This window comes from Nocardia testacea NBRC 100365 (assembly GCF_000308775.1).
Classification (GTDB): domain Bacteria; phylum Actinomycetota; class Actinomycetes; order Mycobacteriales; family Mycobacteriaceae; genus Nocardia; species Nocardia testacea.
Genome location: NZ_BAGJ01000273.1, coordinates 39,599 through 66,436 on the forward strand (window position 1 = coordinate 39,599; position 26,838 = coordinate 66,436).

Sequence of the window (26,838 nt, forward strand, 5' to 3'; positions counted from 1 at the left end):
GCGCGGTCGCGGCGATCAACCACCGGCGACCGACGGAATGATCATGACCTCGGTGCCGGCGTGCAGGGGTGTGTCCAGGCCCCGTAGTGTCCGGCATTCGTCGCCGTCGACGTAGAAGTTCACATAGCGGCGAAGTTCGCCGCTCTCGTCGCGGAGGCGGCGCTCCAGTGCGGGCGACCGCTCGCGCAGCGCATCCAGCACGCCGCGCAGCGTCGCGCCGTCGACGGCCAGTTCCTTGTCGCCACCGACGTAGGCCCGCAATGCGGACGGTAAGCGCACCTGTGCCACGGCCCTATCCGACCACTCGGGCGCGCACACACAGGACATCCGGCAATTTGTCGACGACCAGTTCCCAGTGCTCGCCCTCGTCGGCACTGCAGTAGACCTCGCCGTTGCGGGTACCGAAATAGATCCCGGCCGGGTCGGCGTCGTCGGCGCACATGGCATCGCGCATGACCGCCGCCCAGAACGGTTCCCGCGGCAGCCCGTCGGTCTGCGCCGACCAGGTCTCGCCGCCGTCGGTACTGCGGTAGACGGCGCATTCGGCGTTCGGCGGGAAGCGGAATCGCTCCATATCGGCCACCAGCGGGAATGTATAAATCATTCCGGGGCGCCGCGGGTGCGCGACGATCGGGAATCCGAAATTCGAGGCCGGTAACCCGCCGTCGATCGGCTGCCAGCTCGTCCCGTCGTCGGTGGTGCGGAAGACCCCGCCGTGGTTCTGCAGATACATCGTGCTCGGGGTACCGGCGTCCATGGCGACCTTGTGCACGCACTGCCCCCACTCCGGTAGTTCACCGGGCATGAAATCGGCGGTGACCCCTTTGTTGGTGGGCTTCCAGGAGTTGCCGCCGTCGGCGGTCTGGTAGACACCGCCGGTCGACATGGCGACCGTGATGCGCGCCGCGTCCACCGGATGCGCAATGATCGTGTGCAATGCCAGCCCGCCGCCACCCGGCATCCATTCGGGGCGGTGCGGGTGGTCCCACAGGCCACGGATCAGTTCGAAGGTCCGCCCGGCATCGGCGGAGCGGAACAGCGCCGACGGTTCGGCGCCCGCGTACACCACGTCCGGCTCGGCCGCGGTCGCGGGCGCGATCTGCCATACGCCCCGCAGCGCCGCTCCGGTATCCGGCGGGAAGGCCAGCGGCGCGGCGTCCGGTTCGCTCCATGTCCGGCCGAGATCGTCGCTGGTCACCATGGTCGGGCCGAAATGGCTGTCCAGTACTCCGGCGAGGACGCGCGGCGTCGGCCGCCGGGTATCGATGGCCAGCGCTTTCACATCGGCCACGGCGAATCGGGGCGGGCTCACCTCCCAGCTCGACCGGCCGTCGGTGCTGCGCGCCAGGAACAAACCCTTGCGCGTCCCGATTCCGAGCAGAACCTCCATGGCCGACCTCCAGGTGTCACCGCCACGCCGACGCGTGCGAGCCTACCCCGTGGGTGTGACCGGATTCACCGGATCGCGGACGGGCGAGTCGCGCGGCGGGGCCGATCAGTTCTGTTCCGGGCGCCGATCGGTGGTCCGCACAGTGGCCGGCCGGGCCGGGAACGGTTCCGCATCGGCCGGGGTGGGCAGCGCGGATTCGGCGCCCAGGCCCTTCTCCGCGGCGGTCGCGCGGACCGCGTCGACGACGAGCAGCAGTGCGGCCCGCCGGGCCGTATTGGTACGGAAGGCCAGCGATACCGTCCGGGTGAGCACATCGCCCAGGGCGACGATATCCACCCCCGGCGGGCGCAGGGCCAGGCCGAGATCCGATACCAGCGTCACACCGAGCCCGGCCGCCACCATCGCCATGGCCGTCGCCTGCTCCTCCACCTCGTGATCGATCCGTGGTTCGAGCCCGACGGATTGGAACGCCAGCCGCGCCGCGTGCCCGAAATGCGAGCGGGCCGGCGCGAGGATCCACGGATGCTCGGCCAGCTCGGCCAGGGTCACGCTGGCCGCCGGTACGGCCCCGGGCGGGACCGCGACGTAGATCCGTTCGACCGCGATGACGGCACGCTCCAGGCCGCTGTCCCAGGTCATCGGATAGTTGGAGTACTCGAGAACGAACGACAGATCCAGTGCCCCGTCGCGCACCGCGGCGGCGGTGGCCTCCGGCACGAGTTCCCGCGTCCGTACCGAGATTCCCGGATGGGTCCGCGCGAGGGCACTGAGCGCGTCGGGCAGCAGACCGGAGGCGACCGACGCCCACACCCCGGCGGTGAGTTTCGCCGTCATCGTCTCGCCTGCGTCCTCGAGGGCCTGGGTCGCCCGCTCGACCGACGCGAGGATCTCTTCGGCGTGCTCGGCCAGCAGCACCCCGAGATCGGTGAGTTGCAGTCGGCGTCCCCGCCGCTCGAACAGGCGGGTGCCGACATCGCGCTCCAATTGGGCGAGCTGCTGGGATACCGCCGACGCGGTGTAGTGCAGTGCGGTCGCGGCCGCGGTGACCGTGCCGCGCCGATGCAACTCGCGCAACATTCGCAGACGGGCCAGCGACAGGTCCATGGTTTCGAGCCTAAGCGTTGTGCAGCATCCCTGAACACCGCCGTGAACGAACCGTAAATAGACGAATGTGCGATCGCGAATGCAGGCTGGTGACACCGGAATCGAGCCATCGGCCGGGACGACGTGGTCCGGACAGGGGATTACGCGCGCCCGGCGCTTCTCCGTGGGTGATGGTGTATCCGGCACGAACACGAAGAGGAGGTGGTTCGTCGTGACGACGATGCAGGACCCGGCGGGGGGCGCCGCGCAGATTACAGCGCAGACAGTACCGGCCGTACCGGCGGCAGTGGCCCTCACCCCCGCGGTCCGTCGTTCCGAGCCGTATATGCGCCTGCAGTGGACGGACTCGCAGACGGGCGCGGTCGGTTATCTCGTGGTGCACACACTGCGCGGTGGGCTGGCCACCGGCGGCACCCGGATGCGGGCCGGCTGCACGGTGAGCGAGGTCGAGGATCTGGCCCGGGGCATGGCCAACAAGACCGCGACATTCGATCTGCCGATCGGCGGAGCCAAGGGCGGGATCGATTTCGACCCCAAGGATCCGCGTGCTGTCGAAGTATTGGAGCGATTCTGCGAGGCCATGCGTCCGTGGATCGATTCACACTGGGTGACCGCCGAGGACCTGGGGGTCCCACAGCATCTGATCGACGAGGTCTTCGAAAAGCTCGGCCTGGGTCAGAGTTATCACGCCGCGATCCGCCGGGCCGCCGACCCCGCTGCGACCCTCGAGCGGGTCCGCCGCGGTTTGAACGCGGCGGTCGAGGGCGGGTTCCTGCTGGGCGATGTGATCGGCGGCTACGGTGTCGCGCACGCCTGCCTCGCCGCCGCGGTCTGGTGGGGCCAGGTGCCCGCCGAGACCACGGTCGCGATCCAGGGGGTGGGCACCATGGGCGGGGCGGCGGCCTACTACCTGCACGAGGCCGGGATGAAGGTCACCACCGTGGCCGACGCGGCCGGGACCCTGCACTGCGCCGACGGGCTGGACATCCCGGCGCTGCTGGCCCTGCGCAATGGGTACGGCGAGATCGACCGCTCCCGGTTGCCGGCGGGCATCGAGCAGCTGCCACGGACCACGATCCTGGCCGCCGAGGTCGACATCCTGGTCCCGGCCGCGATCTCCTACGCGATCACGCCGGACAACTCCTACGATGTCCGGGCCCGGATCGTCGTCGAAGCCGCGAACGCGGCCACCACCCCGGAGGCGGAGGCGATGCTCGCCGCCCGCGGAGTCCCGGTACTGCCGGACTTCGTCGCGAACGCCGGCGCCGTGGCCTGGGCGTGGTGGCTGCTGCTCGGCGAGGTCGACGATACGCCGGAGAACTCGTTCGACCGGCTCCGCACCATCATGCACAGCAAGGTCGCCTTGCTGCTGGCGGCGTGGGCCGAACAGGGCGTGACCCCGCGCGAGACCGGTCACCGCTGGGCCGACGACCCGCCGCCGCTCACCGGCCCGGTTGTCGTCCCCTGATCCCGGAGGCCCCGGCCCGTCGGCCGCTGCACCGTCAGCGGCCGACGGGTACCCGTAGCTCGACGGCTCGCCGGGCGAGCCACTGGAAGTCGTCCCACAGTTCCGGTGCGTTGCGATCCGCACGGTATTTCTCCACGAGGGGCCGCAGCACATTCCAGCAGGTTCGCAGCGAATCGCCCCAGGAGTCGGCCACGACATCCGATGGTATGAACCCGCTCCGGCACATGATGCCCACGCAGTCGTAGCTGTGACAGACTCGTTCGGCGCGCTGGATATCCTCCTCCGACCACGAGGCGAACTCCTGGAATCGCAGGTGACGCATGACGAATCGGCGGTCCTGGCGCAGCGATTCGTCCTGGAGCATGTCGTAGACGGCTTTGAACGCACTGGCGTAGGTGGTCTTTCGCATCTCGACCACCTGCCATACGACCAGCACCGCGGCGATCAGAGCGATGAGCGCTGTCGCTACTCCGGCCGCCGCCGCGACCGCAGACGAATCCATCCGGCACACCTCATATCACCGACGGCAGAACCGCCTCGAGCGTAACCGATCCGTTGCCGGTCCGCGGTGCCCCGGCCGCCGGTCGGCGGACCGTCAACCACCGTCGCGCGCAAGACATCTCGGATCCGAGACCGGTCCGGTCCGCCGACCGGGCGCGGCACGGGAGCGTTTCCGGTGCCCGCGTGACGGACCGGGCCGCGGTGCTCAGCTATCGGTGTCGCGGTAGACGACGATCGGCCGGTCGGCGCGGTGCAGGAGGTTTTGACTGGTGGATCCCATCAGGGCCCCGCGGAATCGCCCCCGGCCCTTACTGCCCACGATCGCCAATTGCGCATCGTCGAGCGCGCGCAGCAATTCGCGTGCCGCCGATCCGCGCCGCGACCGCTCCTCCACTTCCACGTCGGGGAAGTCCGTCCGGTACGGCGCGATGACGGTCGACAGGGTCTGCGCCTCGGAACGGGCGATCCGTTCCCAGTCGATCACCATCGCCGTCGGGCCCAGGAGTTGCAGCGCGGTGGGAACGGCGTCGCCGACCGCGGTGCTGTCGGACCACACCCGTACCGCGGTGACCGGGACCGAGAAGAGCCGCGCCCATTCGAAGGCCAGCCGGGTCGCCCCGGCCGACAGCGGGCTCCCGTCGACGCCCACCACGATCGGGCGATCGTCACCGGGCGCGATATGCGCGGTGTCCCCGCGCCACACCGCCACCGGGCATCGCGCGCTGCCGACCACCCGCAGCGCCGTCGACCCCAGCAGCCAGCGTTCCACCATCCCGGCGCCGGTGGCGCCCAGGACGATCAACGCGGCGCCTTCGGCGGCTCGCAGCAGGGCCGTGGCGGGCGCCTCGGTCTCCGCGATGGAGGTCAGTTCGACACCGGGCGCCCAGTCCCGTAACGCGGATTCGGTCGTGGCGAGGAGTTCGGCGCGGAAGAGCCGGTGTCGTTCGGCCAGTTCGGCGGGATCGAGCGCGACCTCGGGCATCGGGCCCGGCGCGGGGGAGGAGTGCACCAGATGGAGGGGTAGGGCGAGCTTGTCGGCGAATCTCGTGGCCCATTTGGCGGCCGCCAGCGCGGTGTCGGATCCATCGATACCCACCACGATATGGCTCGCCGCGGAATTCGCGTGCATCGCACTCCGCCTTTCGTCCCGAGGTTGCCGATCTCCCGCCTGGCGCTGCGTGTCCTCGACGTGCGCGACGACCATTCGTGCCGCTCCGTCGAGCCCAGGATAGGAGTCGGCACGGCAGGCCCGGTGGGTCGACACGCGGCCCGGTGGTCGTTCGTCCGGGTCGTGCGCCCGGCGCATCGGCTCTCACGACCGGGGAAGACCGAAGTGATACCGCTATCGGGGGCCGTTGTGGCCCTCGCCGAGCCCGGCCCGATGGAACGCCCGCCGGCTGTGCACGAGTAGTTCCCGCACCGCGGGGCGTACGGAGTGTTTCCAGATCAGGGCGAGGTACGCGGCGGTATCGACGCCTTCGAGGGTCAGCGGGACGAGCCGGTCGCGGTGGGCCGCGGCCATGGAATCGCTGAGGACGGCGACCGCGAGTCCGCGAGCGGCGAGATCGGCGATGGCGTCGGCGGCGCCGGCCTCGAGCGCGACCACCGGGCGGAGGTCCTGTGTCTCGCAGGCGCGGTCGAGCACGGTGCGTACACCGGTGCCGGAGGGCATGCACACGAGCGGGTGGGCGCACAGCTCCGCAAGGGTGACCCGCCGCCGCGCCGCGAGCGCATGTCCGCGGGGAACCGCCGCGACGAGTTGTTCGCGGATGAGAGTCAGCGCTTTCAGCCCGTCGGGTTCGGCGGTCGCCGTCCCGATGAGAGCCACATCCAGCGCACCGGTCCGTACGGCCTCGGCGAGCCGGTCGGAATTGTCCTCGAGCAGGGAGATCTCGACACCGGGGTGGGCGCGGTGAAAATCGGCGAGGGCGTCGAACAGTGGTGTGACGGTGCAGCCGACGACCATTCCCACGGTGAGTCTGCCCCGGATCAGATCGGTGACCTCACCGACCGCCTGGCCGACCGCTTCGGCGGCCTCGAGGGCGGTCCGGGCGTGTTCGAGCGCGGCTTTTCCCGCGACGGTCAGAGTGGCGGTGCGCGCCGACCGGTCGAACAATTCGGCACCGAGTTCTTTTTCCAGTGCGCGGATCTGGGCGCTGACGCCGGACTGGCTGATGTGCACCCGCTGTGCCGCCCGGGTGAAGTTCTGTTCCTCCGCGACCGCGACGAAGTACTCCAACTGCCTCAGTTCCATAACTGTTGATTCTAGCTTTCATAAGAACCAGCTGTTGGACTTCTGGTTTCTATCCGGCCAGGCTGAAACGAGTCGAATCCGAAACCACAGGAGGAAAACAATGCCCGAATACGAGAAGGCGCTGCGGCCCGAAGACATCACACGCCTGTTCGTCGAACGCTCCAATGCCGGTGACGCGGAAGGAGTCGCCGCACTCTACGAAGAGGACGCCGTCCTGGCCTACCCACCCGGCAGCCGAACCGTCGGGCGGGCGGCGATCCGCGCACTGTGGGAGAAGGTGCTGGCCGCCGGGCCCCGGTTCGAACCGGAAGAACCGCTGCCGACGCTGATCAGCATCAGCGGCGATCTCGCCCTCACCTCGACGCCGCCGAAGGACGGTACCGGTGCGCGGGCGCAAGTGGTCCGGCGCCAGCCCGACGGCAGCTGGCTGCGAGTACTCGACCAGCCGGAGTTCATCGCACCGACCCCCTGAACCCGGACGCGGGTTTCCACCCCGTCGGGACCGGACCCGCGAGGACGGTGCGGAAGCATCGCCCGCTCGGGTCCGCTGCGGCCCCGTGCGGGCGCACCGTGTCCTCGCGCCGAACATGAAGGGCGACAACGCTCGTCGACATCCCAACACGCGCAGTCGCGGATCGACCCGCCCGCACTGCCCGAACCGGGGGCCTGACCGGTGCGCCGCGTCTGCGCTGTCGCACAGGACGATCCGCTCGCCGCGCCGTGGCTCGGCGAACTGGTCGTCGAGTACAGCAGCCGGTACGGCGGTGCCGCCGAGGAGGTCCGGCACGTATCCCGCCGGGGAGTTCGCCCCACCGGACCGGTGCCCTGTTGGTGGCGGCCGGTGCCGACGAGACAGAAACCTACGCGAGGCGCCCCGGATGATCCGGGACGCCCCGCGTCCGGTCGGGGCCGGCGCTAGGACGTCTCGACCACCTGGGTCCCGTCCGCGAATCGGTCGTGCCAGCCCTGTTTGGTCGAGCTGGAACCGACCGTGACGGCGATACCGAGTGCGGCGAAGAACCAGAGGACGCCGCCGATGCACGGCACCAGGTTGAGCAGCATATAGGCGTTGCGCAGGGCGGATTCCTTGACACTGGGTTTGGCCGCGCCGCCGGAACCGTTGACGTGCAGGCCGAGCAGCTTCTTACCGGGGGTGGAACCCGAGCTCACCTCGAACCCGAGGAAGTACAGGAAGGCGAAACCGGCGCCGGGCAGGATGGAAACCCAGCCGGGGGTGTGCACGGTTTTGTCCAGCAACCAGAAGAAGATCGCACCGATGATCGCCGCGACGATCCAGTCGATGAAACGGGCCGCGGCGCGTTTGCCCAGGCCGCCCGGGGTGATCCCCGCGGCCGCGGTGAATCGGGGGTCGTATGCTCCGGTGGTCATCGTGTTCCTCCTCGATAGCGACCGCCCCCGGCGGTGTGGGCGCGGGGCCCGTCCGGGGGCGGTTCCACGATCTCATATTTCGTCGTGGCGCTCGGTGTGGTCGTGCGCGGTGTGGTTGGGGCCGTTGCCATCCCGAGTCCGGTCGCGGTGTCTTTCGCCATCCGTCTCGCCGGCTGCCGTCCCGGGTGCTCCCGGTCGGCTGTCCATATACCGCGACGGTGTGCTGTGCGGCGATTCCGTGGCCGACCGGGGCAGCAGACGCTGCAGCACATCGGTGAGCGTGATCAGGCCGACCGGGTCGTCGGCGTGGCCGGCGGTGGTGACGACGGCGAGGTGACTGCGGGTTTCGCGCATGGTGCGCAGCGCCTCGTACACCTTCGTCGCGGTGGTCAGGACCAGGACCGGACGCATCAGCCGCTGCGCGGTGGTGCCCGCTTGCGCCTGCAGGCTGTCGCGGACGTGCAGGACCCCGTCGATCCGGGCGCCCTCGCGAACCAGCAGCCGCAGATGCCCGGACTCGCGCGAGATCGCCTGGATGGTCTCCGGGCCGGCGTCCGGGCCGACCGCGCTGGGGCGGGCGCCGGGCCGGAGGATATCGGCGACGGTGAGCTGCTCCAGTTCCAGCGCACTGATGAGATTGCCGTGGTATCGCTCGTCGAGGGTGCCCACGGTCGCGGAGTGTTCGACGAGGTGGCGCAGCGCGGCGGGGTCCTGTCCGGCCTCGACCTCGTCCACCGGTGTCACCCCTACCACGCGCAGGCACCGGTTGGCGGTGCTGTTGAGCGCGGTGAGCAGCGGGCGGGTGAACCACATGAAGATCCGCATGGGGACGGCCAGAATGGTGGCCGACTTCTCCGGATGGGCGATCGCCCACGATTTGGGTGCCATCTCACCGACGACCAGGTGCAGGAACGTCACCACGATGAGCGCGAGGACGAATCCGATGACATCGGCGACCCAGACCGGCGCGCCCAAACCTTCGAACAGCGGCGTCAGCCAGTGGTGCACCGCGGGTTTGGTGATCGCGCCCAGCGCCAGCGTGCACACGGTGATGCCGAGCTGCGAGCCGGCCAGCAGCACCGACAGCTCCGCGGAACTGCGCAGCGCCGCGCGCGCGGCGCCGCTCTCGGCCGCGGCGTCCTCGAGCCGGTGCCGCCGGGCGGCGATGAGCGCGAACTCGACCGCGACGAAGAACGCGCTCGCTGCGATCAACCCCACCGTCACCGCCACGACGACCCAGGGGTTACTCATCACCGGTGGCCTCCGGCTCGGGCCGCACGATGACGAACACCGACGCGGGCACGTGCTTGTCGACCCGGCGCACCTCGGCGACCAGCGTGCGGGCCGGCCGCGGCGGGTCGCTGAGGTAGTCGGCCGGCTCGGCCGGCAGGGGAATGCGCACCTCGTCGCCGACTTCCGGTAACCCGCCGGAGGCGCTGATCAGCAGACCGGCCAGGGTTTCGTGATCGCCGCCGGGCAAGGCGGAGGCGAGGAGACGTTCGACCTCGTCGAGGTGGACGTCGCCGCGTACCAGCCAGCCCTCGCCCTCCACGACGATATCGCCGACGGTGCCGGGATCGTGTTCATCGGCGATTTCGCCGACGAGTTCTTCGGCGATGTCCTCGACGGTGACGATCCCGGCGAAACCGCCGTATTCGTCGACGACGAGCGCCATCTCCTCCCTGGCGGCACCGAGCCGGTCCACCAGCTCGGGGAGCGGGAGCGAGGCCGGGACCAGGACCGCGGGGCGCAACCGGGTCTGTGCGGTGCCGGTGGGAGCGCCGGCGAGAAGATCGTGCAGATGGATCACCCCGCGCAGGTCGTCGCTGGAATCTCCGATCACGGGGTAGCGCGTATGGCCTGCTCGCATCCGGGTGAGCACCTCACCCACCGGATCATCGATGTGCACGGTGTCGACCCGCGCACGGGGGATCATGGCGTGCTCGGCGGTGCTGGTCGGGAAGTCGAGGATGCGGTCGAGCAGCGTGGACAATTCGGCGGGCAGCTCCCCGGAATCCCGGGACGCCGCGACGATGTGCTCGAGATCGCGGGGGGTGGCCGAATGCTCCACATCGTGCACCGGCTCGATGCGCAGGGCGCGCAGCAGCAGGTTCGACGACTGGTCGAAGAGCCGGATCAGCCACCCGAACACTTTCAGGTACACCGCCGTCGAGGCCGCGAGCCGGCGGGCGACCGGCTCGGGCCGGGCAATGGCGAGGTTCTTCGGTACCAGTTCCCCGAACAGCATCTGTACCAGGGTGGAGAACGCGATGGCCAGCACCGCCCCGATTCCGATCCCGACGGCGGCCGGTACTCCGGCACCACCGAGCAGATCGGCGAGACCCCGGCCGATGAGTGGTTCGGCGACATAGCCGACCAGCAGCCCCGTCACCGTGATCCCGAGCTGGGCGCCGGAAAGCATGAACGAGGTGCGCCGGGTGACCCGCAGCGCGCGGACGGCGGCCCGATCGCCCGCCGCGGCACCGGCCTTCAAGCGGGACCGGTCCACGGCCATGAACGCGAATTCCTGGGCGACGAAATAACCCGTCGCCGCCGTGATGAGCAGCACGACCCCGATGCCGAGGGCGATGTTCAGCGCGGTCAGCACTGTCGTGCCCCGCTTCGATGTCGGGGAGGTTCCTCGTCCCGGCGCGCGCCGGGGTGCCGATTCTTGCGCGATGCGCGTTTCATGAACTCTCTCTGCTCAGGGACGGTGATGGGGGAACCGCGGGCTCGGGTCGCCGGATGTTCGCGTCAGACGTTCACGCCGTAGTCGCGGGCGATCCCGGCGAGTCCGGACGCGTAGCCCTGTCCGATGGCACGGAACTTCCACTCGGCGCCGTGGCGGTACAACTCGCCGAACACCATCGCGGTTTCGGTGGAGGCGTCCTCGGACAGGTCGTAGCGCGCCAGTTCCGTCCCGTTGGACCGGTCCACCACTCGGATGAACGCGTTGCGCACCTGGCCGAATGATTGCTGCCGGGCATCGGCCTCGTGGATGGACACGGGGAAGAAGATATTGGTGATCGCCGGCGGGGTCGCCGCCAGATCGACGTGGATCACCTCGTCGTCGCCCTCGCCTTCACCGGTGAGGTTGTCGCCGGTGTGCTCGATGCTGCCTTCGGGGGAACGCAGATTGTTGTAGAACACGAAATGCTGGTCGGACACCACTTTCTGCTCCGGGCCCGTGGCGATGGCGCTCGCGTCCAGATCGAAATCGGCACCCGTGGTCGACCGCACGTCCCAGCCCAGACCGACCGCCACCGCGGTCAGGTTCGGCGCCTGCTTCGACAGTGAGACATTTCCGCCCTTGGCGAGACTGACACTCATTCGGCTTCTCCTGATTCTCGAGACGTCATCGATTGTCCGGCGCCGCGGCTGCGGCGAGGACTTGGCGTATCCTCCGGCATTCGCCGACCGGCACGGATACGTGCGCAAAGTCGCTCGGCACGGACACCGGGCGCGGGCTCAGCACGCGCAGGATATCCGGCCCACCGGCCGTGCGGTGCCGGTGACGCTGCGGATTTGCCGAGTCCCTCGTGCGGACATACATCCGACACTAGCACGCACCACTGTATGGTTGTCGGTGGCAGAAGGAGGTGCCCGTGCCCGAGTCGCTGCTCAGGATCGGTGAGTTCGCTGCCCGCGCCGAGGTCAGCGCGCGCACCATCGACTATTACACCGGTCTCGGCCTGCTGATTCCGGCCGAACGCACGACCGGTAACTACCGGCTCTACGACGCCGCCGATATCGACCGGGTCCACCTCATCCGCCGGCTCGAGGCCCAGGGCCTGCCGCTGGAGGAGATCGCCACCGCCCTTACGGCCGGCCCCGGCGATATCGGGCACGTGCTGGACCGAATCGACGACGATCTGAAACTCCTGCACGCCGCCGCCGAAACCGCTCCGGCCGAGATCCACGGCCTGCTGACGGTGATCAGTGCCCGCATCCACTCGCTGATCACCGTGGCGCTGCAGCTGCCGCCCGACATTCCGGTCCTGTGAATCGGTCCGGTGGTGCTATGTGAGCGCCCGAGGCCGAGAAGCTGTTCGAAGAAGCCGCCGAAACCGTGTGCGCGATCGACGAGATGGATCTCAGGAGACCATCGGGACCGCTGCGCCGCGCGGGCGGCGCGGCAGGAGATCGGCGAGCGGCCCCGCCGCCGTCAGCGCAGGTCCGGCGCGATGACCCGATGGGCCCGTGCCAGCTCCGGAATCACCCGGTCCCAGATGCGCCGGGTGTGCGGCCGGCCGTGGAGCAATACGAGCGCCGGACCGGAGCCGGCGACCGTGACGGCCAGTTCCACGGAATTCGCTGTGATCCGCAGCCCTCGCGGTGGTGTGCCCACCCGCATCTCGCCTCCTGCACCCCGGGGTGACCGCCCGGCGCGGCGATCTGTTCGCGCCGGACTGCCCGACCCGGCAGTTGCTGGACCGCCTGGGGACGAAATGGGTCTCGATGGTGGTCGAGGTGCTGGCCGAGGACAGTCCGCATACGGTCCGTTTCGCCGCGCTGCGCCGGCGGATGCCCGGCGTCTCACAGAAAATGCTGTCGCAGACACTGCAGGGGCTCGTCGCCGACGGGCTCGTCACCCGGCACGTCGAAACAACTGTGCCGCCACAGGTCCACTACGGCCTGACCGAGCTCGGGCAGTCCCTGGAACTCGTCCTCGCGGTGATGCGCGACTGGGCCGAAACACATATGCCGGAGATCGGCGCCCACCGTGCGGCAGGCGGGGGACCGGTGAGTCCGGCGGCGGAGGGGCGCGGGCCGAACGGGAACGGATATGCAGGGCCACCGGTGACGCCGTGCGCCACATACGCGCACACGCGAGGCGCGCCGACGGACCCACTGCACCGGTACTGGTCAGCCGAATCCCGACGGCCGGCAGCGCTGTACCGGAAGCCGGGTCCCGTCCAGGAACGAGCTCGGGGAAACGCCCATGAGAGAACGGAATTCGGCGGACATATGCGAATGGTCGTAATAGCCGGCGCCGGCAGCCAGCTGCGACCACGACGTGGTACCGGCCCCGGCGAGCACCCTGCGGACCCGGTCGATCCGTGTGTAGTGCTTCGGGGACACGCCGATTCCGGTGGAGAAGAGGTTGCGCAGCTGTCGTTCGCTCACGGCGAGAGCGCCGGCCAGCGCGGGGACCGTACCGCCGGAAGGCTCCGCGGATACCGTGTCGACGGCGTTGCGGAGCAGCGTCCGATGCAACCGCTGCGTCGGGCTCTCCCGGATACGTTGCGGTAGTCGCTCTTCCAGGTAGGGCAGCAACTCGTCGTAGCGCAGCTCGGCCATTTCGGTGGCGAGTCCGGCTACCGGGCCCGGTAGCTCGGCGAGGCGGACGACCCGGTCGGTGAGGTCGCCGGCGCCGACCCCGAGCACCGGCCCGGTGGCGCCCGGCGCGAGCCGTAGCCGCAGACAACCGAGAGGTTTGTCCGCGGCGGCGTAGGACGCCCGGGTGCGTGGGCCGAGGACGAGCGGGTCCCGCGAGCCGTGATCCTGCGTGGTGCGCAGCACGATCATGGTGGCGGCCCACGGAATATGGGCGAAGGGTACGGCGACGCGGTTCGCCGGGATACGGCCGAGTTCGGTGAGCCACGGACGCAGGGCCGGTGGGGCCGGCGTCGTGGTCTCGGTGAGATCGGTGGTCACGGACGGCAGCTGAGCCGGCGAGAGGGTCACTCCTCGAGTGTATGCAGGTCACGGAGCTCCGATTGTGCCGAAATCTCCTATCGGTCCGGCCCCGCACGGCGGCACGGTGGTGTCATGATCCTGATCACCGGTGCCACAGGCACCATAGGTAGTGAGCTCGTCCGGCTGCTGAGTGCGGGCGGCGAACGGGTTCGCGCCCTCACCCGCAACCCGGGCACGGCCTCGGTACCCGCCGGAGTGGAGGTCGTCCACGGCGACTACACCGACGTACCCGGAGTGGCCCGCGCGATGACGGGCGCCGAATCGGTGTTCGTTCTCGGCCTGCTCGGGCCGGAATACATCGAGACCGATCGCGCGCTGATCCGGGCCGCGCGGGACGCCGGGGCACGCCGCATCGTGAAGTTGTCCGCGATCGGTACCGGGGACCCCGCACTCGGCCGGGTCGGGACCTGGCATCTGCCCGGGGAGGAAGCTGTCCGCGACAGCGGCGTGGACTGGACGGTCCTGCGCCCCAGTTCGTTCGCGTCGAACACGCTGGCCTGGGCGCCCGCGATCCGCGCCGGGTTGCCCGTATCGAACCTCACCGGATCCGGCGCCCAGGGAGTGGTCGACCCACGTGATGTCGCCGCCGTCGCCGCCGAAGCGCTGCTGTCCTCCGCCCACGCCGGTCGGGTCTACACGCTGACCGGTCCCGAACTGCTCACCGCACACGACCAGGCGGCCGCACTCGCCGCCGCGCTCGGACACTCCGTCGAGGTGGCCGATATCGCCGAGAGCGCCGCCCGCGAACATATGCTCGCCGCGGGAGCCACCACGGAATTCGCGGACGGGGCGCTGGCCGGGCAGGCCTTCGTCCGGGCAGGCGGCAATGCCGTGGTGACCGGCGATACCCCCGAGGTTCTGGGCCGGCCGTCGCGGACCTACACCGACTGGGTCGCCGACCATATTTCGGCGTTCACCGACGCGCCGGCGCCGCGCAACTGGCGCTCGTACTGACACGGGGGCCTGCGGGATGCGTTGCGGGCCCGCAGAATCAGCGCGTTCACGGCCACACTGCCCTGGCCGTGACGGTCGCTCTGGTGCGCCGGCATATTGTCCGGCGCCGCCGCTCACCGATGCCCGGCCGCCCTCGGCCGTCAGCGGCTCGTGCGACGCCGATGGCCGCGCTGCCGGCAGGTCGGTCCGCAGTAGCGCGCGGGCCGGCCGGTCGCCCGATCCCGCAGCCGCGTACCGCATTCCGCGCAGTGCCGGCCGCGTCCGGTTTCGTGACGCCGAGGTAGCTCTCCGTTACGTAACATGGCTCCTTCCGTGACGGTCGTGGTGCGCACCACCTCGAGCAGTTGCCGGACAAGGCGGGCGCCGCGCACCCGGCTGCGGTGGGCCGACCGGATCGCTGCGCCGCCGACGGTCAGCGCGGTCAGATCGGCGACCTCTATCTCCGGGCCGACGGCCCCGGCCCGTTTCGCCTGGTGCAGCAGGCGCCGCAACGATTCGTCGAACTGCTGCGCCGCGGTCGCGAGCAGGGCGTGCGGCCAGCTCTGGTCAGCGGTGAGCGCATCGCAGATCTGTTTGCGGCCCGCCGATTTCTCGATCACCTCGAGCAGGAAACCGTACAGCGCGTCGCCGGGTGGGGCGGATTGTGCCCACCGGTCGGCCGCCCGGGCGAGACCCGCCACGTGCTCGGCGAGTACTGCCTCGACCAGGATCTCTTTACTGGGAAAATGCCGGTACACCGTACCGGCGCCCACGCCCGCGCGCTGGGCGATCCGGCCGATCGACACCTCCGGCCCCTCGTCGGTGAACAGGCGCACGGCGGTTCGCAGGACGAGCTCGCGATTGCGTCTGGCATCGGCGCGCGCACTGTTCGGTGCCGGAGGAGCTGTCATGTCACGTAATCCTTGTCCGAGGCGAGGAAACGGGCGGAGTATTCCGGATCATGTCAGTATCCACATTCGACGGAACGGACGCCGTGCGCACCGAGAAACAGATCCCTTCCGATTCTCCGATCCTCGTCACCGGGGCCACCGGCCGCCAGGGCGGTGCCACCGCGCGACGCCTGCTGGCCGCGGGCCGGCCAGTGCGTGTCCTGGTCCGTGATACCGAAGCGCCGGCCGCACGCGCACTCGCCGCCGCGGGCGCCCGGCTGGTGCGCGGAGATTTCGACGACCTCGGCACCCTGGCGCCCGCACTGGAGGGTGTCGCCGGCGTATTCGGTATACCGCCCGTGGCATTCGGGCCGTCCGGACCGGATATCGAACTCGAGACGACGCGGGGCCGGGCACTGATCGACGCGGCGAGGGCCGCGGGGGTCGAGCAGGTCGTCTTCAGCACGGTCGCCTCGACCTCGGCGCCGCTGCCCGGCGGCGTCGCGAAGCGTGCGATCGAGCGGTACCTGCTCGATCGCGTCGATGTGCCGACAGTGCTGCGGCCGGTCCGGTTCATGACCAACTATCTCGGAGTCGCGGTGGCCGGTATCGACGGCATATCACACGGCGTGCATCGGCATCTGTTCCCGCCCGAGGAGCCGATGCAGGTCATCGCGGTGGAGGATATCGCCGAGTTCGCCCTCCTCGCGTTCACCGAACCCGCCCGTTTCGCCGGCCGGATACTCGAACTCGCGGGCGACCAGCCGACTCCGGTCGCGGCAGCCGCCGCGATCAGTGAGGCCACCGGTATCCCGGTGCGGTACGAGCAGCTCACCGACGACGAAGCCGCGGCGCTCGGGTCCGAGATCGCGGCGGCGCGGACGAACTGGCGCGACGGTCACCGCTGGCACGCCGATATAGAAGCCCTGCGCGTGATCCACCCCGGTCTGCGCACCTTCGCCGATTGGCTCGCCGAATCCGGCGCCGCCGTGCTGCGGGAGCATCTCGTCGCCGCCGGTCTCGAATCCGTGGAGTGAGCCGTGCGCGGCCCGGGAGCGCCCGCCGGCTCTCCCGGCCCCGCAACGGGTTCTACGCCGGCCGCGGCCCGCGACCCGTGACGCCGAATTCGCGGGCTCAGATTTCCGGTGCCGAGGGGTCGCCGACCTCCACGGGATTGGACGGATCCGCACTCCACTGCGACCAGGAACCGGGGAACAGGCTCGCCTCCCGCCCCGCCGCGGTGAGCGCGGCGACGGCGATCGCGGCCGTCACACCGGAACCGCAGTAGATGGCCGGGGGCCGCGACGGGTCGGCGTCCGGGTACCGGGCGAGGATCTCCTCGTCCGGGAGGAACCGGCCGGACTCGTCGAGCAGGGACGTCGCGGGAACATTGCGTGCGCCCGGAATGTGGCCGGCCACGGGGTCGACCGGTTCGTTCTCCCCCCGGTATCGCTCCGCGGCGCGTACGTCGACGAGTGATCCCTGTGCGGCGATATCGGCCAGTTCCTCCGCCGTCACGACATCGCGCGCACCGGTGTAGAGGTCCGGTCGGGTCACGGTGGCGTCGCCGGGCGCCGCGATCACCTGGCCGCTCTCGAGGCTGCCGCCGTACTCCCGCCATGCCGCCAGGCCGCCGTCGAGAATGCGGACATCGGGCAGCCCCGCGGCGGTGAGCACCCACCAGGCACGCGCCGAACCGGCGCGGTTCCAGTCGTCGTAGACCACGACCGGGACACCGTCGCGGACCCCCCACGCGCGCAGACTCCGTTGCAGTGCGGCACCGTCGGGCAGCGGGTGGCGACCGCGGCCGGTCACCGAGTGGTCGGACAGTTCGCTGTCCAGGTCGACGTAGACGGCGCCGGGCAGATGGCCGGCCCGGTAGTCGGCACGCCCATCGGGACGGTCCAGCCGCCATCGCACATCCAGCAGAGTCACCTCGGTTCCGGACGCGAGCGTCGCCGCCAGTTCGGCGGCGGTGGTGAACACCTCGGCACGAGTAGTCATCGAAAAGTCTCCACCTCTGCGGCCGGCACGGGCTACTTCGTCGCCGTGACCGGTGCGGACCGGCCGACGACGGCACAGCGGATGCTAGCAGCGGTCCGGGAGGGTGTCGGCTGTCCCGTCTCGGCGCCCCGTCGTGAGCATGCTGTCACGATTCGAATCCGGGAGAGGCGAACGCGGCACAGGCCGTGGATCCGCGCCACCAGGGCCCGGTGATCCGCGCCCGGCAGGCCCACGGTCTGCACCGTCACCGCGCGGGCGCCCGCGGTCAGGATGTGGTCGATGCCGACCAGCGGGGGCCACTGTTTGTCGGTCGGATAGGTGACCAGATGCCCGGCTCCCGCCTGCACCGCGGCGTCGGTGTACCGGCCCGATGCCAGCGTGCGAAACTGCGCGTGATCGTAGGTCGCGTTGAAATCACCGCCGACGATCACCGGCCGGTCCGCGGGTGCCCGCTCGAGGATCGAGCCGAGGCGCGTCAGTTCGTCCGCCCACACCGGTGTGCCGTACACCGGCGGCACCGGGTGGAACGCATACACCGTCACCGGCCCGATTTCCGGGAACGTGGCAGTCGCCGAGAGTTGGTTCAGTACGAACCCGTCGTACTCGACGGTGTCTGAAAGCGGGTGGCTGCTCCAGATGCCGGTCCCGGCGGCGGTCCGGCCGGGGGAGAGGTACCGGTGGGGCAGTGCCGCGTCCAGTCCGGCCCGGCCGAGTGCCTCGACCGCCGCGGGGGTGAGTTCGTCGACGGTGAGTATTTCGACGCCGCGGGTGCGCACCTCGTCGACCAGCGCCCGTGGGTCGGCGCCGTCGAAGAGGAGGTTGGCCTGCATGACGGTCACCGTGCGGCCGGCGTCGTCATCGGGACCGGAAGTGTAGAGGGGAGCCTGGGTCCAGACCCCCGCGGCGGCGACCGCTCCCGCCAATCCCGCACCGCCCCAGCGCCGCCCGGCGGCGAACACCGCCGCCCCGACGAGTGCCGAACCCATCAGATAGGGCGCACCCGAGGCGGCGAGCACCAGGAGGCGGGAGCTCGAGCGACTGAAGTGCAGACCCACCCCGGCGGCGCCGGCGAGGGTGGCCGCCCAGGCCACCACCCCGATACCCACTCGAACCGGCTTCCACTCCATATCCGACAGCCAAGCACACCACCCCCGCCGCGAATACGTCCGTGGCGGCCGATGGTTGCGGATGATCGGTCGTTCCCTGGTTCTGCTCGACAACGACGGCAGTGGGGAATATCTGCGCGAAGAGAGTGCGGCAGAGCCGGCCGCGGGCCCGGATCCGCTTACCACGACGGAACTACAGTCGGCACTCGCTACAGGATCACCGACCGGCTCGACGATCTCGGGGGCTGCACGGACAACGGCGAACGACTCCTTATCGCCACCGACCTGTGGCGGCCGCCGCCGACCTGCTTCTCACCGGACACGGCCATTGGGCAGGGGCCGGCAGCGGTACCCCGTGCCGGCTTCGACCACGATGCCGGCACGGGGTACGCGAAAGCATTGGCCCACGGGTGCGCGCTCGGCGGCTCAGAAAACATGGAGCCTATATCGAGACCATCACCCAGGCGCTGATTATCTTCGGTGGCCGATTCTTCGACGGGTTCACCGCCCGGGGACCCGGCTGAGCCGAGCCCCGCCGTGGGACCGCCCTGCCCGCCACAGCCATGACGTGGTACCCGAATACCAGACGTCCACAAAAGGGCGGTTGCTGGACACAGGAGACGGAAAACATGGCCGCCCAGCGATTGATCGAGGATTTACCTGTTCGACAAGGCATCGAATTATGAACATCGGCCCCGGTCGGCGGCGAGGATCTGTTCGACGAGGATGTCGGCATGGCCGGCGTGACGGGCAAGTTCTTCGATCATATGCGCGCAGATCCACGAAAAACTGACCGCTCCGCGCCGGTAGTGAACGAACACATCGCCCTCGAGCGCGGTACGCGCGATCGCTCGTGAGCGCTCGGCAGCCGCTTCATACTCGACGATCGTTTCCTCCAGAGGCTGCTCCGGCGGGACCACCCAACTCTGGTCATCGCCACGGGCATACCCATCGCACTGGGATTCCTCGAGCCCACCGACCGTGCGCTGAAACCAAACACGCTCCGCAGCCGCGCAATGCTTGATCAACGCGATCGGCGTGGTCAGCGACGGCACCAGACGCCGCCGGCTCTGCTCATCGGTAAGGGGCTGCACCGCTCGGACCAAAGCCACGCGGTTGTGGTCGAGGACAGCTTCCCAATCACTGCGTATCACCCAGCCAGCGTATGAGCACCGACCTCTGCCACCGGAAGGTGGCGCCTCTTCCGCCGGCGCCGACCTCACCTGCATCGCATGGACCGGTCATGTGTATCTCGAAACCTGGGTTTCCAGACGGGATTCAGGGCCTGGCCCGGTGGTGACGTGGCCGCCGTGAAGGCTTCGGCCAAGTCCTGCGCATCATCGCCGCCGCCCCCGCATCGCTGGCCGGCCGATACCCCGAAGGGAACACCGGCCGCGCCCACATCAGCCTACGGCTACCGATGCCAGTGCCAGTCGACCTCGCCGAACTTCTGCGCCCATGAGACCGGCATAACCCCGCAGCTGATTTGACTGTCTCAATCGTGGTCTCGTGACCGGGGTTGTTGGGCAACAGACCCTCGCGTCGATACCGTGACGCCGTCATCACCGACCACTACACGCCTCGCGGCGGCTATCAGTCGATCCGCGATGCCGCCCTCGCTCGCATCGAGCAGTACGAATGCGAAGCAGCCAAGACCCCATTCGACCCTGAGCAACTCGCAGGCCACGCCCGCATCCTGAGGAAGAGCCCGACGCTCACATCACCGTAGGCGAACCCGTTGGATCGGACTGCGCCAAGTGCGGGGGTGCGGGCGATCGACCCCGGACTGCTGCTGGTCGCGCGTTCGTTCGGCGCCTCCCTCCGGCGCGCGGGCGTTCGCCACGCCACCAGGCGGCTCGGGCCCGGATTCGGTAACAGACGGACCAAGTGATCAGGAATCGAGAAGCGCTGGTCACAGCGCTGCTATTAACGTCATCCGCATCGAAATACGCACGGCAGAGCGCCGGGCGCGCGAATTCTCTCCGAGGAGGACGCAATGTGCTGGAACGGGCCGATCCGGCGGACGCACCGCGTGCTGGTGCCCATTTTCACGGCGACCCTGGTACTCACCGTGGTCGTCCTGGCGTTGCAGGGTCCGGCGTGGGTGTCCTATCTGCCGCTTCCCCCACTGGCCTTTCTGTTCTTCTCCGGCCTCTATCTGCTCGTGCGACCTCTCCTCGCGGCCCGGCGCGGCGGCGCGGCCGCGGACCTCGCACCGAGAGCGGATACCGGAGCGCCGGATCGGCCGGCCGCGCTCCGCGTACGGCAACTGCACCGCTGGTCCGCTGTCGCTTTCATACTGACCGTGCTCGCGACCGTTGTCGCGCTGACGCTGCCGGAGCCCGTGGTCTGGGTTTCCTACTTGCCGCTGATCCCGCTCGCCCTCCTCTTCTTCTCCGGGCTCTACCAGTTCGCGCTGCCGTACCTCGGCGCGCGCCGAGGCGCCGCCCAGATCACCGACGGGCGCACCCCCGCGGCCTGACATGCTCGCATCGGCGCGCCGGGAACGTGCGGTCGCCGCCGGTTCGTTACGCCGCCGGAATACGTCTGCCCCACCGTTCGTGTGACGCCCGCCGCGGCTCGGGCACCGGGCGAGATCGGCGCGTACCGACTCAGCGGTAGAGACCGACCAGCGCGCGTGCGGCCGCGTCGACGATCTCGTCCGGGGACGCCCCGAGTGTGCCGTCGAGCCAGGCGGTGACGAGTTCGGCCATACCACCCACGAAGAGCAGTCCGGCGGTTTCGTCGGCGTTCTCGCTGCGGTCGCGGGGGCCGAAGAATTCCCGCGCCTCCAGCGCCGACTGATGGGCCAGATGGCGCAGGAGCTCGGTCCGGCGCCGGCGCAACTTCGGTATCGCGACCGATTCCACGATGGCGACCCGGCCCTTGCGTGGGTCGTCGAGCAGCAGTTGGACGAATGCGCGAATCGAGGCCTGGGCGCGGTCGGCCGGGTCCGCGCCCGCGTGCTCGGCGGCCCGCCGGCTGATCTCCTCGATCTCCGCCGCGATTCCATCCATCACCGCCTCGAGCAAGGCGTCGAGCCCGGAGAAGCTCTCGTAGAAGTAGCGCTCGCTCAGCCCCGCGGCGGCGCAGACGGCGGTCATCGTGGTCCGCGCGTCCGGGTCCGCCCAGACGGTCAGCCCCGCTTCGAGCAGCCGGGCGCGGCGTTCCGCGGCGCGATCGGCCGCGCTCACACCCCGGTAGACCCCCGATTGCACGGCCACGTCCTCAGCATGCCACAGGAATCGGCGGCCAAAGGTTGACAGGATGTCCTTCCTGAATCAGTCTTGACGTGACCACCGCCACACCAGCACGAGGTGAGCAGATGAAGGCCGAGGCCCTGGAACCACGCGAGGAAGCCGCTACGACGGGGCCGGCGCTCACGCGACCGATCCCGGTCCAGCACCGTGATGACCGCGGACTGCCCCTGCTGGGGCAGGTCCTGGAGTACGCCAAGGACCCGGTCGCGCTGTGCCGCGGGCGCTGGGAGCGCTATGGTCCGGTCGCACCGTTCCGCGCGCTCGGCAAGAACGCGGTGATGCTGTTGGGGCCCGACGCGTGCGGCGCGGCACTGCAGAACAAGGACAAGGCGTTCGCCAACGAGCCGGCCTGGTCCGAACTCGTCGGCCCGTTCTTCCACCGCGGTCTCATGCTCATCGATTTCGAAGAGCACCTGGCGCACCGGCGGATCATGCAGGAAGCGTTCACCAGAACTCGCTTGGAGGCCTACACCCAACGCCTGCACCCCGCCATCGAACAGGGTGTGGCGGCCTGGGAAGCGGGCACCGAGTTCCCGTCGTACTGGAAACTCAAGCAGCTCACCCTCGATATCGCCGCGGATCTGTTCATGGGCGGTGTGCAGGACACCGGGCAGGCCGAGATGGACCGCATCAACAAAGCGTTCATCGCCTGTGTGCAGGCCGCGGCCGGGATCGTCCGGATCAACGCGCCGTTCACCCGCTGGGGCCGGGCCTATCGCGGCCGCAAGGTGCTCGAGGAGTTTCTCCGCCACTACCTGCCCGCCAAACGCGCCCGGCAGACCGACGACATCTTCTCGGTGCTCTGTCACGTCGAGAACGAGGACGGCGAGCGGTTCGGCGACGATGACGTGGTCAACCATATGATCTTCCTGATGATGGCGGCCCACGACACCTCCACCATCACCACCTCCACCATCCTGCAGTACCTCGGGCAATATCCGGACTGGCAGGAGCGCTGCCGCGCCGAGGCGCTCGCCCTCGGACCGGCGCCGTCGATGGCCGAGCTGGACAAGCTGGTCTCGATCGATCTGGTGATGCGCGAGGCACTGCGCCTGCGGGCTCCGGTTCCGGTGCTGGTCCGGTACGCGGTGAAGGACACCGTGGTCGAGGGCGTCCGTATCCCCGCCGGCACCGACGTCATCGTGGGTATCCAATTCACCCACCTCATGGAGGACTACTGGACCGATCCACTGTCCTTCGACCCCGACCGCTTCGGTCCCGAACGCCGCGAGGACAAATCGCACCGCTTCGCGTGGGAACCGTTCGGCGGCGGTGTACACAAATGCATCGGAATGTATTTCGGGGGTCTGGAGGTGAAGGCGATAATGCACAGATTGCTGCGCGAATACCACTGGACCGTCGACCCCGGCTATGTGCCGCCGATGGACTACCACTCGCTGCCGTTCCCGAAGGACGGTCTGCCGATCACCTTGATCCGTAACTGAACCGCCGGCGGCTCGCCGCCCGGCGTCGCTTTCGGAGGAATTCTCCCCGCGTTCCCGCGGGCAGGACCGCGGCTCCGCGCCCTTCACGAATACGGGTCTCCCGGGTGTCGCACGGTGGCACGGATCGGGGCCGGTCGTGTGTGACCACGCGGGCATGCGCCGGCGAAAGGGTCGCTACGGGGTCTCGCCGATTCGCCGCCGTGTTCGTTTCTTGCCCTGTAAGCCTATCGACCATGTGGGTAACCAGGAATACGCTGGATATCGTCCATTGTAACTTGGTCTGTCCCATTTCTGGGGTCTCTGGTCTCGGCCGCTTTCGTCGTGAGGTGTAGCGGTACCCGAGGCGGCGAGGAGTGAGCATGAAAGGCGGAGCAAGAATTGCGTTGGGGGTGGGAATCGGATATTTCCTGGGTCGTACCCGCAAAATGCGCTGGGCTATGGGACTGGCGGGCGCGGCGATGTCCAAACGGTCCACGGGGCTCGCCGGTGAGCTGCTCGAGCGCGGCACATCGACACTGGGTGGTTCCAAGGAGCTGACCAAGATCACCGACACCGTGCGGGGCGAACTGCTGGGGGCGGTGCGGTCGGCGGCCGTGACCGCGGCGAGCAACCGCCTCGACGCGCTCAACGAGCGGCTGCAATCACCCTTGCCGGCCGCGGATGAGGACGAGGACGAGGACCGCCCCGGGCGGGCCGCCGCGACGGAGGAGGACGCCGGGCCCGAGCCGAGCGATGCGGATGGGACGGCCGACGAAGAGCCCGGCGAATCCCCGGACGAAGAAGAAGCCGAAGAACCCGCACCCCGGCCGCGTGCCCGCCGGACGACCGCGACCAAGTCCTCCCGATCCGGTACCCGCACGTCGACCAGGTCGTCCGGCTCCGGCGAGAGCGGTACGACGACGTCGCGTCGACGGCGCGCCGGAGACGATACCGACAAGGCGCCCGTGCGGCGGACGAGGCGGTGATCAGGGATGGCGAAAGTACTGCGGGATACCGTCTCGGGCGTCGGCAAAGCGGCCACCGGTACTGCCGGCCGCGCGACCGGGGCCGCGAAATCGGCCGGTTCGACGGCCAAGAAGACCGCGGAGCAGGGAAGCGCCGGCGATCTGCTCCGGCAGTCGGTGCAGAATCTCGCCGGAACCCTCGCCCAACGTGCCGTCTCCGGTCTGTCCGGCGGGGTCTCGAATGCGGCCGGCCGGCTGAACGACTATGCCGAAGGAGAGGGTGGCGGCAATCTGCTCGCGGCGCTGACCGGAGTCGAGAAGCTGTCCGAGGGCGCTTCCCCGATGCGAGCGGCCATGAGCGCGGGAATGAGCAAAATCGGGAAGTCGGTCAAGGACACGGTGTCCTCCGCCAAGGACGCAATCACCGGCGGCGGCAAGGGCGGCAAGGGCAAGAAACTCAAACTGGCCAATATCGTCGAGCACATCGATATCGGTGCCGACGTCGAGCTCGTCTACGACCAGTGGACACAGTTCGCGGAATTCCCCAAGTTCACGAAGAAGCTCGAACAGGTCGAACAGGTATCCGATGAGAAACTTTCCTGGACCGGACGCGTGTTCTGGTCACGGCGGACCTGGGAGTCCACGATCCTCGAACAGGTGCCGTTCGAACGGATCATCTGGCGATCCAAAGGGGCCAAAGGCTATATCGACGGGGCGGTCACCTTCCACGAACTCGGTCCACATTTCACCCGGGTCCTGGTGGTTCTGGAATACCACCCGCAGGGTTTCTTCGAGAAGACCGCCAATATCTGGCGCGCGGCCGGACGCCGATGCCGCCTGGAACTCAAACATTTCGAACGTTACGTCATGACCGAGGCGGTCTTGAGCCCCGACGACATCGTGGGCTGGCACGGGGAGATCCGCGACGGCGAGGTCGTCGAGGACGACGAGACCGCGCGCCGCCGGGAGCAGGAGGAGGCCGAGGGCGAGGAGGACGAAGGCGAGGGCGCGGAGGACGAAGGCGCCGCGGATGAGGAACTCACGGACGAGGACGAAGAGGACGAAGGCGAAGAGGAAGACGAAGCAGAAGCAGACGAGGACGAAGAGCGCGGAGACGAGGAGGGTGGCCCCGACGACGAGGAGGCCGAGGACAGCGCGGAAGACGAGGGCCGCGAGGCCCGGCCGTCGCGCCGCCCGCGCACCGGCCGTCGTGCCGCCGCACCGCGCCGCTCCCGCGCACAGCGAGGAGCGAGGACATGACCATAGAACCCGCGGGTGGCGGCGGTAGTGGCGCAGTGGCCCGGCCCAATTCATCCGGCCTGGCCGAGGTCGTCGACACCATTCTCGACAAAGGACTGGTCGTCGACGCGTTCGTCAGGGTCTCCCTGGTCGGCATCGAACTGGTGACCATCGACGCCCGCGTGGTGGTCGCCAGCGTCGATACATATCTGCGTTTCGCCGAGGCCGTCAACCGGCTGGAGATCTCCAGTAACGAGCCGAAAGGACTCACCGACCTCGTCGGCGATGTCACCGAGGGCGCGGCCGAGCACAAGACGAAAGGCGCCATCGAAGCGGCGGGGAAAAAGGTGCAGGACTTCCTCGGGGACGTACAGGACCAGCGCCAGACCTCCCGGGCCACCAAACGAGGGGAGCGATGATGTCCACCGCGAGCAGCACAACCGAAAGCGATCGCGACCAGCGGACCGGGATATACGTCTACGGCATCGTGACCGCCGATGTGGAGCCGGAACCGCACGCCCAGGGTATCGGTGACCCACCCGCCGAGGTCGGCGTCGTACGGCACGGCGATATCGCCGCCCTGGTCAGCGAGGTCACCCTCGACCGCCCGCTGGGCATGCCCGACGATCTCACCGCGCACGCGCGCCTGCTGGACGGGACGGCCGCGGTCGCCCCGGTGCTGCCCCTGCAGTTCGGCGGTGTCGTGACCGATACCGAAGCGGTGGAGAAGGAACTGCTCGCACCCAACCACGACCAGTTCCGCAACGCGCTGAACGATCTGGAGGGCCGCGCCCAGTACGTGATCCGCGGCCGCTACACCGAGAACTCCGTGCTCCAGGAGATCCTGGACGAGAACGCCGACGCGGCACGACTGCGCGCGGAGATCCGCGACAAACCCGAAGACGCCACCCGGAACGAACGGATCCGGCTGGGCGAGATCATCAACCAGGAGATCGAGGCCAAACGGGCGGCGGACACCCGCCGGGTGGCGGCCGCGCTGAGCGATCTCGATCCGACCGTGCGGGAGCGTCAGCCCACGCACGAAGAGGACGCGGTCCACCTCGCCCTGCTGCTCGAGCTGTCCCGGGAGGACGAGTTGCTGCAAGCGCTGACCGAACTCGGCGAGGAGTGGGCCGAACGGGTCCGGCTGAACCTGATCGGCCCGATGGCGCCCTACGATTTCGTCACCGCCGGCGAAGTCCCGGAGTGAG

General features: G+C 69.2%; 28 protein-coding genes and 2 pseudogenes. 13 read left to right on the forward strand and 17 right to left on the reverse strand.

The window, feature by feature from the left end; all coding sequences use genetic code 11:
• Window positions 1–15 precede the first annotated feature (15 nt).
• The 3 genes from ON38_RS32325 to ON38_RS32335 all read right to left on the reverse strand — a co-directional run bounded on the left by ON38_RS32325 (window position 16) and on the right by ON38_RS32335 (window position 2,494).
• Window positions 16–288 carry a ubiquitin-like small modifier protein 1 gene (locus ON38_RS32325; RefSeq protein ID WP_039829071.1) on the reverse strand — a complete coding sequence of 91 codons (273 nt, stop codon included), beginning with the start codon at window positions 286–288 and terminating at the stop codon, window positions 16–18.
• A gap of 4 nt (window positions 289–292) precedes the next feature.
• The gene (locus ON38_RS32330; protein ID WP_039829072.1) at window positions 293–1,390 is read right to left on the reverse strand and encodes a WD40/YVTN/BNR-like repeat-containing protein; all 1,098 of its coding nucleotides are present in this window, start codon (window positions 1,388–1,390) and stop codon (window positions 293–295) included.
• Between the two features lie 105 nt (window positions 1,391–1,495).
• Window positions 1,496–2,494, reverse strand: coding sequence for a LysR family transcriptional regulator (locus ON38_RS32335; RefSeq protein WP_051165564.1), 999 nt, complete (start codon window positions 2,492–2,494; stop codon window positions 1,496–1,498).
• A gap of 220 nt (window positions 2,495–2,714) precedes the next feature.
• Between ON38_RS32335 and ON38_RS32340 the strand changes: the two genes are divergently transcribed.
• Window positions 2,715–3,962, forward strand: coding sequence for a Glu/Leu/Phe/Val dehydrogenase dimerization domain-containing protein (locus ON38_RS32340; protein WP_083873297.1), 1,248 nt, complete (start codon window positions 2,715–2,717; stop codon window positions 3,960–3,962).
• Between the two features lie 34 nt (window positions 3,963–3,996).
• Here the strand turns inward: ON38_RS32340 and ON38_RS32345 are convergent, their stop codons facing one another.
• The 3 genes from ON38_RS32345 to ON38_RS32355 form a co-directional block, all read right to left on the reverse strand.
• The gene (locus ON38_RS32345) at window positions 3,997–4,464 is read right to left on the reverse strand and encodes a DUF4760 domain-containing protein (RefSeq protein ID WP_039829075.1); all 468 of its coding nucleotides are present in this window, start codon (window positions 4,462–4,464) and stop codon (window positions 3,997–3,999) included.
• 204 nt (window positions 4,465–4,668) lie between these two features.
• Window positions 4,669–5,592, reverse strand: coding sequence for a universal stress protein (locus tag ON38_RS32350; RefSeq protein WP_039829076.1), 924 nt, complete (start codon window positions 5,590–5,592; stop codon window positions 4,669–4,671).
• A 213-nt stretch (window positions 5,593–5,805) separates the two neighbouring features.
• Entirely contained in the window at window positions 5,806–6,717 is a 912-nt protein-coding gene (locus tag ON38_RS32355; protein WP_039829077.1) for a LysR family transcriptional regulator, read from the reverse strand.
• A gap of 100 nt (window positions 6,718–6,817) precedes the next feature.
• On the opposite strand from ON38_RS32355, the gene ON38_RS32360 reads away from it, so the two are divergent.
• Window positions 6,818–7,189 (forward strand): YybH family protein, encoded by a 372-nt coding sequence (locus ON38_RS32360; RefSeq protein WP_039829079.1) that lies wholly within the window; start codon window positions 6,818–6,820, stop codon window positions 7,187–7,189.
• A gap of 443 nt (window positions 7,190–7,632) precedes the next feature.
• Here the strand turns inward: ON38_RS32360 and ON38_RS32365 are convergent, their stop codons facing one another.
• From ON38_RS32365 to ON38_RS32380, 4 genes are all read right to left on the reverse strand, one after another.
• Complete coding sequence (locus tag ON38_RS32365) at window positions 7,633–8,106, reverse strand: RDD family protein (RefSeq protein ID WP_039829080.1); 474 nt, start codon at window positions 8,104–8,106, stop codon at window positions 7,633–7,635.
• Window positions 8,107–8,178: 72 nt separating this feature from the next.
• Window positions 8,179–9,357, reverse strand: a complete 1,179-nt coding sequence (locus ON38_RS32370) for a hemolysin family protein (protein WP_083873283.1) — start codon at window positions 9,355–9,357, stop codon at window positions 8,179–8,181.
• Entirely contained in the window at window positions 9,350–10,714 is a 1,365-nt protein-coding gene (locus tag ON38_RS32375) for a hemolysin family protein (RefSeq protein ID WP_039829082.1), read from the reverse strand. Before ON38_RS32375 ends, ON38_RS32370 begins: the two co-directional genes overlap by 8 nt.
• Before the next feature lie 146 nt (window positions 10,715–10,860).
• The gene (locus tag ON38_RS32380) at window positions 10,861–11,436 is read right to left on the reverse strand and encodes a TerD family protein (protein ID WP_039829084.1); all 576 of its coding nucleotides are present in this window, start codon (window positions 11,434–11,436) and stop codon (window positions 10,861–10,863) included.
• 275 nt (window positions 11,437–11,711) lie between these two features.
• On the opposite strand from ON38_RS32380, the gene ON38_RS32385 reads away from it, so the two are divergent.
• Window positions 11,712–12,110: a MerR family transcriptional regulator gene (locus tag ON38_RS32385; RefSeq protein WP_039829086.1), complete on the forward strand. Its 399-nt coding sequence runs from the start codon at window positions 11,712–11,714 to the stop codon at window positions 12,108–12,110.
• 161 nt (window positions 12,111–12,271) lie between these two features.
• Here ON38_RS32385 and ON38_RS32390 read toward each other — a convergent pair whose 3' ends face one another.
• Window positions 12,272–12,460: an alpha/beta fold hydrolase gene (locus ON38_RS32390; protein WP_039829088.1), complete on the reverse strand. Its 189-nt coding sequence runs from the start codon at window positions 12,458–12,460 to the stop codon at window positions 12,272–12,274.
• A gap of 104 nt (window positions 12,461–12,564) precedes the next feature.
• Here ON38_RS32390 and ON38_RS37830 point away from each other — a divergent pair.
• A pseudogene (locus ON38_RS37830) lies at window positions 12,565–12,756 on the forward strand (winged helix-turn-helix transcriptional regulator); the annotation flags it as partial.
• Window positions 12,757–12,972: 216 nt separating this feature from the next.
• Here ON38_RS37830 and ON38_RS32400 read toward each other — a convergent pair.
• Complete coding sequence (locus tag ON38_RS32400; protein WP_051165565.1) at window positions 12,973–13,794, reverse strand: helix-turn-helix domain-containing protein; 822 nt, start codon at window positions 13,792–13,794, stop codon at window positions 12,973–12,975.
• A gap of 84 nt (window positions 13,795–13,878) precedes the next feature.
• Here ON38_RS32400 and ON38_RS32405 point away from each other — a divergent pair, with 84 nt between their 5' ends.
• Complete coding sequence (locus tag ON38_RS32405; RefSeq protein ID WP_039829091.1) at window positions 13,879–14,760, forward strand: NAD(P)H-binding protein; 882 nt, start codon at window positions 13,879–13,881, stop codon at window positions 14,758–14,760.
• Window positions 14,761–14,900: 140 nt separating this feature from the next.
• Here ON38_RS32405 and ON38_RS32410 read toward each other — a convergent pair whose 3' ends face one another.
• Complete coding sequence (locus ON38_RS32410) at window positions 14,901–15,650, reverse strand: TetR/AcrR family transcriptional regulator (protein ID WP_039829093.1); 750 nt, start codon at window positions 15,648–15,650, stop codon at window positions 14,901–14,903.
• A gap of 50 nt (window positions 15,651–15,700) precedes the next feature.
• Here ON38_RS32410 and ON38_RS32415 point away from each other — a divergent pair, with 50 nt between their 5' ends.
• Complete coding sequence (locus tag ON38_RS32415; protein WP_083873284.1) at window positions 15,701–16,666, forward strand: NmrA family NAD(P)-binding protein; 966 nt, start codon at window positions 15,701–15,703, stop codon at window positions 16,664–16,666.
• 97 nt (window positions 16,667–16,763) lie between these two features.
• Here the strand turns inward: ON38_RS32415 and ON38_RS32420 are convergent, their stop codons facing one another.
• The 3 genes from ON38_RS32420 to ON38_RS32430 all read right to left on the reverse strand — a co-directional run bounded on the left by ON38_RS32420 (window position 16,764) and on the right by ON38_RS32430 (window position 19,893).
• Window positions 16,764–17,633 (reverse strand): sulfurtransferase, encoded by an 870-nt coding sequence (locus tag ON38_RS32420; protein WP_039829094.1) that lies wholly within the window; start codon window positions 17,631–17,633, stop codon window positions 16,764–16,766.
• 32 nt (window positions 17,634–17,665) lie between these two features.
• Window positions 17,666–18,760: an endonuclease/exonuclease/phosphatase family protein gene (locus ON38_RS32425; protein WP_169333320.1), complete on the reverse strand. Its 1,095-nt coding sequence runs from the start codon at window positions 18,758–18,760 to the stop codon at window positions 17,666–17,668.
• A 659-nt stretch (window positions 18,761–19,419) separates the two neighbouring features.
• A complete protein-coding gene (locus ON38_RS32430) occupies window positions 19,420–19,893 on the reverse strand; it encodes a DinB family protein (RefSeq protein WP_039829096.1) in 474 nt (157 codons plus the stop codon).
• A 146-nt stretch (window positions 19,894–20,039) separates the two neighbouring features.
• Between ON38_RS32430 and ON38_RS35740 the strand changes: the two are divergent.
• Window positions 20,040–20,201: pseudogene (locus ON38_RS35740) on the forward strand (DUF3703 domain-containing protein); the annotation flags it as partial.
• A gap of 534 nt (window positions 20,202–20,735) precedes the next feature.
• Window positions 20,736–21,221 (forward strand): hypothetical protein, encoded by a 486-nt coding sequence (locus tag ON38_RS37255; protein ID WP_039829097.1) that lies wholly within the window; start codon window positions 20,736–20,738, stop codon window positions 21,219–21,221.
• A gap of 130 nt (window positions 21,222–21,351) precedes the next feature.
• Here the strand turns inward: ON38_RS37255 and ON38_RS32440 are convergent, their stop codons facing one another.
• The gene (locus ON38_RS32440) at window positions 21,352–21,963 is read right to left on the reverse strand and encodes a TetR/AcrR family transcriptional regulator (protein ID WP_039829098.1); all 612 of its coding nucleotides are present in this window, start codon (window positions 21,961–21,963) and stop codon (window positions 21,352–21,354) included.
• Window positions 21,964–22,064: 101 nt separating this feature from the next.
• Here ON38_RS32440 and ON38_RS32445 point away from each other — a divergent pair, with 101 nt between their 5' ends.
• The 5 genes from ON38_RS32445 (at window position 22,065) to ON38_RS32465 (ending at window position 26,837) form a co-directional block, all read left to right on the forward strand.
• Entirely contained in the window at window positions 22,065–23,444 is a 1,380-nt protein-coding gene (locus tag ON38_RS32445) for a cytochrome P450 (RefSeq protein WP_083873286.1), read from the forward strand.
• Between the two features lie 359 nt (window positions 23,445–23,803).
• The gene (locus ON38_RS32450) at window positions 23,804–24,409 is read left to right on the forward strand and encodes a hypothetical protein (protein WP_039829224.1); all 606 of its coding nucleotides are present in this window, start codon (window positions 23,804–23,806) and stop codon (window positions 24,407–24,409) included.
• A 6-nt stretch (window positions 24,410–24,415) separates the two neighbouring features.
• On the forward strand, window positions 24,416–25,648 hold the full coding sequence (locus ON38_RS32455; protein WP_051165567.1) for an SRPBCC family protein: 1,233 nt from the start codon (window positions 24,416–24,418) through the stop codon (window positions 25,646–25,648).
• Window positions 25,645–26,046, forward strand: coding sequence for a gas vesicle protein GvpJ (gene gvpJ / locus ON38_RS32460; protein ID WP_039829099.1), 402 nt, complete (start codon window positions 25,645–25,647; stop codon window positions 26,044–26,046). Before ON38_RS32455 ends, gvpJ begins: the two co-directional genes overlap by 4 nt.
• On the forward strand, window positions 26,046–26,837 hold the full coding sequence (locus tag ON38_RS32465; protein ID WP_039829100.1) for a GvpL/GvpF family gas vesicle protein: 792 nt from the start codon (window positions 26,046–26,048) through the stop codon (window positions 26,835–26,837). The genes gvpJ and ON38_RS32465 overlap by 1 nt, the downstream gene beginning before the upstream one ends.
• The last annotated feature ends 1 nt before the right edge of the window (window position 26,838 follow it).

Excerpts from the sequence above, each read along its gene's own strand:
- ON38_RS32330 (WP_039829072.1), bottom strand. The coding sequence starts at position 1,390 with ATGGAGGTTCTGCTCGGAATCGGGACGCGCAAGGGTTTGTTCCTGGCG.
- ON38_RS32335 (WP_051165564.1), bottom strand. The coding sequence starts at position 2,494 with ATGGACCTGTCGCTGGCCCGTCTGCGAATGTTGCGCGAGTTGCATCGG.
- ON38_RS32340 (WP_083873297.1), top strand. The coding sequence starts at position 2,715 with ATGCAGGACCCGGCGGGGGGCGCCGCGCAGATTACAGCGCAGACAGTA.
- ON38_RS32345 (WP_039829075.1), bottom strand. The coding sequence starts at position 4,464 with ATGGATTCGTCTGCGGTCGCGGCGGCGGCCGGAGTAGCGACAGCGCTC.
- ON38_RS32350 (WP_039829076.1), bottom strand. The coding sequence starts at position 5,592 with ATGCACGCGAATTCCGCGGCGAGCCATATCGTGGTGGGTATCGATGGA.
- ON38_RS32355 (WP_039829077.1), bottom strand. The coding sequence starts at position 6,717 with ATGGAACTGAGGCAGTTGGAGTACTTCGTCGCGGTCGCGGAGGAACAG.
- ON38_RS32360 (WP_039829079.1), top strand. The coding sequence starts at position 6,818 with ATGCCCGAATACGAGAAGGCGCTGCGGCCCGAAGACATCACACGCCTG.
- ON38_RS32365 (WP_039829080.1), bottom strand. The coding sequence starts at position 8,106 with ATGACCACCGGAGCATACGACCCCCGATTCACCGCGGCCGCGGGGATC.
- ON38_RS32370 (WP_083873283.1), bottom strand. The coding sequence starts at position 9,357 with ATGAGTAACCCCTGGGTCGTCGTGGCGGTGACGGTGGGGTTGATCGCA.
- ON38_RS32380 (WP_039829084.1), bottom strand. The coding sequence starts at position 11,436 with ATGAGTGTCAGTCTCGCCAAGGGCGGAAATGTCTCACTGTCGAAGCAG.
- ON38_RS32390 (WP_039829088.1), bottom strand. The coding sequence starts at position 12,460 with ATGCGGGTGGGCACACCACCGCGAGGGCTGCGGATCACAGCGAATTCC.
- ON38_RS32405 (WP_039829091.1), top strand. The coding sequence starts at position 13,879 with ATGATCCTGATCACCGGTGCCACAGGCACCATAGGTAGTGAGCTCGTC.
- ON38_RS32410 (WP_039829093.1), bottom strand. The coding sequence starts at position 15,650 with ATGACAGCTCCTCCGGCACCGAACAGTGCGCGCGCCGATGCCAGACGC.
- ON38_RS32415 (WP_083873284.1), top strand. The coding sequence starts at position 15,701 with ATGTCAGTATCCACATTCGACGGAACGGACGCCGTGCGCACCGAGAAA.
- ON38_RS32420 (WP_039829094.1), bottom strand. The coding sequence starts at position 17,633 with ATGACTACTCGTGCCGAGGTGTTCACCACCGCCGCCGAACTGGCGGCG.
- ON38_RS32425 (WP_169333320.1), bottom strand. The coding sequence starts at position 18,760 with ATGGAGTGGAAGCCGGTTCGAGTGGGTATCGGGGTGGTGGCCTGGGCG.
- ON38_RS37255 (WP_039829097.1), top strand. The coding sequence starts at position 20,736 with ATGTGCTGGAACGGGCCGATCCGGCGGACGCACCGCGTGCTGGTGCCC.
- ON38_RS32445 (WP_083873286.1), top strand. The coding sequence starts at position 22,065 with ATGAAGGCCGAGGCCCTGGAACCACGCGAGGAAGCCGCTACGACGGGG.
- ON38_RS32450 (WP_039829224.1), top strand. The coding sequence starts at position 23,804 with ATGAAAGGCGGAGCAAGAATTGCGTTGGGGGTGGGAATCGGATATTTC.
- ON38_RS32455 (WP_051165567.1), top strand. The coding sequence starts at position 24,416 with ATGGCGAAAGTACTGCGGGATACCGTCTCGGGCGTCGGCAAAGCGGCC.
- gvpJ (WP_039829099.1), top strand. The coding sequence starts at position 25,645 with ATGACCATAGAACCCGCGGGTGGCGGCGGTAGTGGCGCAGTGGCCCGG.
- ON38_RS32465 (WP_039829100.1), top strand. The coding sequence starts at position 26,046 with ATGTCCACCGCGAGCAGCACAACCGAAAGCGATCGCGACCAGCGGACC.